The organism is Streptomyces sp. NRRL B-24085 (assembly GCF_001282115.1).
GTDB lineage: Bacteria > Actinomycetota > Actinomycetes > Streptomycetales > Streptomycetaceae > Streptomyces.
The window spans coordinates 1-5448 of sequence record NZ_LJBR01000574.1 but is presented as its reverse complement, the minus strand read 5'-3'; the positions used below and the strand labels follow the sequence as shown (position 1 = coordinate 5448).

The following is a 5448-nucleotide window of genomic DNA, read 5'->3' as shown; positions in this document are numbered from 1 at the left end:
TCCCCCAGGGGCTGCCGCCCCTTCGACCCCGCTGCCAGGGGCTCCGCCCCCGGACCCCCGCTCCTCAGACGCCGCAGGGGCTGTACATGGCTGCTACTGGTCCGAGGAGAAGCGGACCGCTCCCGCCGGGATCCTCGCGTCGCACCAGATCCTCATGCCGTCCAGCAGTTCGTTGTCGGCGCCGATGACCGCGCCGTCGCCGATGACCGTGCCGGTGAGGACCGAGCGCTCGCCCACGCGGGCCCTCGTGCCGATCAGCGAGTCGGTGATGACGGCGCCCGGTTCGATGACCGCGCCCGGCAGGATCGTCGAGCCGGAGACGCGGGCGCCCTCCGCGACGTACGCGCCCTCGCCGACCACCGTGCCGGCCGTCAGCTTGGCGTCGGGGGCGACCCGTGCCGTGGGCAGGATCAGGCGGTCGCCGCAGCGGCCGGGGACCGCGGGTGAGGGGGCCCGGCCGAGGACCAGGTCGGCCGAGCCGCGCACGAAGGCGGCGGGCGTGCCGAGGTCCAGCCAGTACGTCGAGTCCACCATGCCCTGGAGGTGGGCCCCGGCCGCCAGGAGGCCGGGGAAGGTCTCGCGTTCGACCGAGACCGGTCGGCCCCGCGGGATGGTGTCGATGACCGAGCGGCGGAAGACGTACGCCCCGGCGTTGATCTGGTCGGTGACGATCTCCTCGGGGCTCTGGGGCTTCTCCAGGAAGGCGAGGACCCGGCCCGTGTCGTCGGTCGGGACCAGTCCGTAGGCCCGGGGGTCCGTCACCTTCGTGAGGTGCAGGGAGACGTCGGCGCCCGTGGTCTCGTGGGTGCGCACCAGGGCTCTGATGTCCAGGCCGGTCAGGATGTCGCCGTTGAAGATCAGGACCGGGTCGTCTGGGCCGGAGTGCAGACGGGCGGCCACGTTGCGGATCGCGCCGCCCGTGCCGAGGGGCTCCTCCTCGGTGACGTACTCGAGGTGGAGCCCCAGGGCCGAACCGTCGCCGAAGTGCGGTTCGAAGACCTCCGCGAGGTAGCTCGTCGCCAGGACGATGTGGTCGACGCCCGCCGCCCGCGCTCTCGCCAGCTGGTGCGTGAGGAAGGGGACGCCGGCCGCACGGACCATGGGCTTGGGGGTGTGGACCGTGAGGGGTCGCAGCCTCGTGCCCTTGCCGCCGACCAGGAGGATCGCTTCTGTCACCTGTCGTCTCCGCTTCCTGCCGGGACCGGCCCGAACTGTCTTTCGACCGGCCAGTTTATGCAGACCGTGGTGCGGCACCCTCGGAGACCGTGCGGCATGCGCGCCTGCCCCCCGACGGCGGTGAAACGGGTGGTACGAGCTCTCCCCGGCCCTCAGCGACCGTCAACGACCCTGGAGACGGGCGGCTGTCGTGCGGGTGGACCCGAGCTTGCGGTAGAGCTGCCGTCCGGGGCACTCCGTGGCGAAGCCGTCCCGGTGGCCGGAGATCACGTTCAGTCGTACCTTCTTACCCTTCGGATAGAGGTTGCCACCGCCGGACTTCAGATACGTCTTGCCCTTGGGGTTGGCGCCGTGGAGACCGAGCTTCCAGGCGGCCAGCCGTGCGACGGCCTTCGTCACGGCGGCGGGCGGCTTCTTGGAGCCGTAGCTGCCGAGGACGGCGATCCCCATGCTGTTGGAGTTGAACCCGAGGGTGTGGGCGCCGAGAACCGGCTTCGCCACCCCGCCCGCCCGGCCCTCGTAGATGTTTCCGCACTTGTCGACGAGGAAGTTGTAGCCGACGTCGCGCCAGCCCATGCTCTTGACGTGGTAGCGGTAGATACCGCGAATGAGCGAGGGCACCTGGGTGCAGCGGTAGCCGTTGCCGGACGCCGTGTGGTGCACGAAGGCCGCCTTGACCTTCTTGGTGTAGACGAAGCCCCGCTCGCGCAGGCTCTCGTCGGCCCCCCAGCCGCGCCGGGTGACGATGCGCGGGCGCGGCCCGATGTACGGCTTCGCGCGCTGCCGGTCCGTCAACTCCCCCGCACGCAGGGCGAACAGTTCCTGTTCGGTCTGCTGCCGGTCCAGCGCCGGGATCTCGGTGGCGCCGAGGTCGGCGAGATCGGCGTTGGCGGCGGAGGCGTCCATCCGGGCGAGGGCCTCGGCGGGTTCGGCGGTGGGCGCGGAGCGGGGTGCGAGGGCGCGGTGGGGTGCGCCGGCCGCGCTCTCCGGGCGGGCGGGCGCCGGTGCGCTCTCCCCCGGGTCCACGAGTTCCAGACGCAGCCCCGTCGGCAGCGGGCCGGTCGTGGTCGCCGTACGGGAGCCGCGGGCCGTGTCCTCGGTCCTGCGGTCGGCCTCGGCGCGGACCCGTACCTCCACCCCGTCGGAGTCGCCCACCCACAGGGGCGCGGTGGCGCCGCGGACGCGGCCGGAGGTGCGCTCGGCCGTGCCGGGGTCGGCGGCGTCGTCGTTGTGGGTCTCCAGGTCCTGCCAGCCGGACCAGGTGTCGGTGCCGGCCGCACGGGTGCGGACCTGGACGCTGCCGTGCAGTACGGCGTCCGGGTCGTCCCAGACCACCCCCACGAGGGAGAAGTGGCGTACGTCCCGGCGGGGCAGGCCCTGTTCGGCCGCCGGGGCCAGGGTGCGGTCACCGGAGGCCAGGGGCGCGAGGGGCAGCGACTGGGTGGCCCCGAGGGCTTCCGCGCCCGGCGCCGGTCTCACGGCTGCCGGGGACACCGGTCTCGCCGCGGCGGCGGGCGAGGTGAGGGGAAGGGCGAGGGCGGCCGCGCAGGTGACGCCGACCGAGGAAGCAAGAAGTCCACGCATGCCCCCGATCCTGGACATAGGCATATAAATCTGTCCATCGGGGAACTGACGGACCGTCGGGAGCCGTTGCGCCGAACCGGTGGCCCCGCGCGGAGGTGTCCGGCCGCGCGCCCGCGTACGCTTTCGCGGGTGAACGCCACCGATCGCACCCCTGCCGACCTGCTGCGTTCCGCGCTCGCCGCGGACCCCGGACGCCCCCTGGTGACCTTCTACGACGACGCCACGGGCGAACGCGTCGAACTGTCCGTGGCCACCTTCGCCAATTGGGTGGCCAAGACCTCGAACCTCCTCCAGGGCGACCTCGCCGCCGCGCCCGGCGACCGGGTGGCGCTGCTGCTGCCCGCGCACTGGCAGACGGCGGTGTGGCTGCTGGCGTGCGCGTCGGTGGGCGTGGTCGCGGACGTGGGCGGGGACCCGGCCGCGGCCGACGTCGTAGTGAGCGGGCCGGACACCCTGGAGGCGGCCCGGGCCTGCTCCGGGGAGCGGGTCGCGCTGGCGTTGCGGCCGCTGGGCGGACGGTTCCCGCAGCCGCCGGACGGGTTCGTCGACTACGCCGTGGAGGTGCCGGGCCAGGGCGACCGGTTCGCGCCGTTCGCCCCGGTGGATCCCGAGGAGCCGGCGCTGGTCGTGGCGGGACGGGAGTTCAGCGGCGCCGAGCTCGTGGAGCGGGCCCGGGCCGAGGGGACGCGGGACCGGGTGCTGTCGGGACTGCCGTACGACACGTGGGACGGGCTGAACGCCGGGCTGTACGGGCCGCTCGCCAACGGGGGGTCCGTCGTGCTGTGCCGGAATCTGGACCGCCTGGGCGAGGAGGCCCTCGCCCAGCGGATCGAGAGCGAGCGGGTGACCGCCGTACGCCGCTGAACGGGGCGGGCGAGCCCCTTCGTGAGGCTGTGCCGACACCGGGCGCCGGCTGCGACGGGACGGGGTCGCACGGGTCCGGTCGTGCCGCACGGGCAGGGCGCCGACGCTCCGGTGGCGCCGCGCCGGAGCCGACCGCGCTGATCCGCCGGGCCGGGGTTCCGGGCCGGGATCGTGGTCCGGGTGGCTGAGGCGGGCCGGACCACCGGAGGGCGCCGGACGCACCCTTCACCCGGACGGCTCAGCACCGGGCGCCCCCAGGAGCCGGTCCACGCCATGGTCGTAGGAGCAGACAGGAGCTGTGCGCCTACGCCGTGAGGGGGCACCCGTCGTGACCGACAGCGCAGGCACCCTCGGGCCCGGCGCCGGGTCGTCGGCGAGCGGGGAGGGGCTCATACGGCGGCGCCGGCGCAGGCGGGTCCGGTGCGGCGGGCTCGTCGTCGCCGTGGTCGCCGCCGCGGCCGGCGGCACCGGGTGGGCCCTGTACGCCAAGCTCGACGGGAACATCACCGCGGACGAGGCGGCCGCCGCCGAACTCGCCCGGTACGAGAAGGACCGGCCGACCTCGCTCGTCAAGGACGCGCAGAACATCCTGCTGATCGGGTCCGACTCGCGGTCGGGCGACGGGAACGGGCGGTACGGCCGGGACTCCGGGACCGAGCGGTCGGACACCACGATCCTGCTGCACCTGGCCGCCGGGCGGCGCACCGCGACGGCCGTGTCCCTGCCGCGGGACCTGATGGTGGACGTGCCGGCCTGCCTGGGGCGGGACGGGACCCGCAGCGCGCCCATGTTCGCGATGTTCAACTACGCCTTCCAGAAGGGCGGTTCGGCCTGCACGATCCGGACCGTCGAGAAACTCACGAACATTCGCGTGGATCATCACGTGGTCGTCGACTTCCACGGCTTCAAGGACATGGTGGACGCCGTCGACGGGGTCGCGGTCTGCCTCGCCGAACCGATCGACGACAAGGCCGCCAAGCTGCGGCTCCCGGCGGGGCGGGTGACGCTCGACGGCGAGGAGGCGCTCGGTTACGTGCGCGCCCGCAAGTCCCTCGGCAACGGCAGCGACACCGACCGGATGGACCGCCAGCAGCGCTTTCTCGGGGCACTCGTCAACAAGGTGCAGAGCAATGACGTACTGCTGAATCCGGTGAAGCTCTATCCCGTGCTGGACGCGGCGACTTCCTCGCTCACCACCGACCCCGGTCTGGCAAGTCTGCGCGGGCTGTACGAACTCGTGCGCGGCCTGCGGCACATCCCGGCCGGGCGGGTGCAATTCCTTACCGTGCCGCGGGAGTCCTACGTGTACGACGCCAATCGTGATCAACTCGTCGAACCCGAGGCCCGGCGCCTTTTCGAACAGTTGCGCAAGGATGCGCCGGTGAAGGTGACGGAGAAAGCCCCGGGGGTTTCCGAGGATTCCCGGGACGAAGAAGCCCGCGGACAATCCGAGAACGGCGAAGGGGTGCCCGCGTTCCGCGGCAACACCGCCGCCGAGGACACCTGCGAGTAAAGCGTTCGCCAAGGTGGCGAAGCGGTGTCCGGGTAAATGGGCGGATTGCCCGGTTGTAGGGACGTGGAATGCGTCACCGCCGTAACCTGTCGGCGAATCGGACGGCTAGTGTGAGCGATCCGGTGCATCCGGCCGACGGAGGATTCAGCAACCGTGGACGCACAAGGCCGTGGGCGGGCGGGCGAAATCGACCCCGCCGACCAGTGGGTGCTCAACCCGCACACCGGTGAATACGAACTGCGACTGACCCCTTCCGCACCGCAGTCAGGTGTTCCCGGCCCCCGTGGATCCGCCCCCTCGTCCCCCAGGAC

The 5448-nt window shown here is 72.7% G+C and carries 4 protein-coding genes; 2 read left to right on the top strand and 2 right to left on the bottom strand.

The features are described 5' to 3' along the window. Window positions 1–93: 93 nt before the first annotated feature. Together AOJ26_RS39715 and AOJ26_RS39710 are read right to left on the bottom strand one after the other, a co-directional pair. Window positions 94–1176 (bottom strand): nucleotidyltransferase family protein, encoded by a 1083-nt coding sequence (locus AOJ26_RS39715; RefSeq protein WP_053853203.1) that lies wholly within the window; start codon window positions 1174–1176, stop codon window positions 94–96. A gap of 162 nt (window positions 1177–1338) precedes the next feature. Further along, window positions 1339–2760 carry a peptidoglycan recognition protein gene (locus tag AOJ26_RS39710; RefSeq protein WP_053853202.1) on the bottom strand — a complete coding sequence of 474 codons (1422 nt, stop codon included), beginning with the start codon at window positions 2758–2760 and terminating at the stop codon, window positions 1339–1341. A 129-nt stretch (window positions 2761–2889) separates the two neighbouring features. Here AOJ26_RS39710 and AOJ26_RS39705 point away from each other — a divergent pair, with 129 nt between their 5' ends. Continuing rightward, entirely contained in the window at window positions 2890–3624 is a 735-nt protein-coding gene (locus AOJ26_RS39705; RefSeq protein WP_053853201.1) for a TIGR03089 family protein, read from the top strand. A gap of 328 nt (window positions 3625–3952) precedes the next feature. Further along, window positions 3953–5137: an LCP family protein gene (locus AOJ26_RS39700; protein ID WP_053853200.1), complete on the top strand. Its 1185-nt coding sequence runs from the start codon at window positions 3953–3955 to the stop codon at window positions 5135–5137. The last annotated feature ends 311 nt before the right edge of the window (window positions 5138–5448 follow it).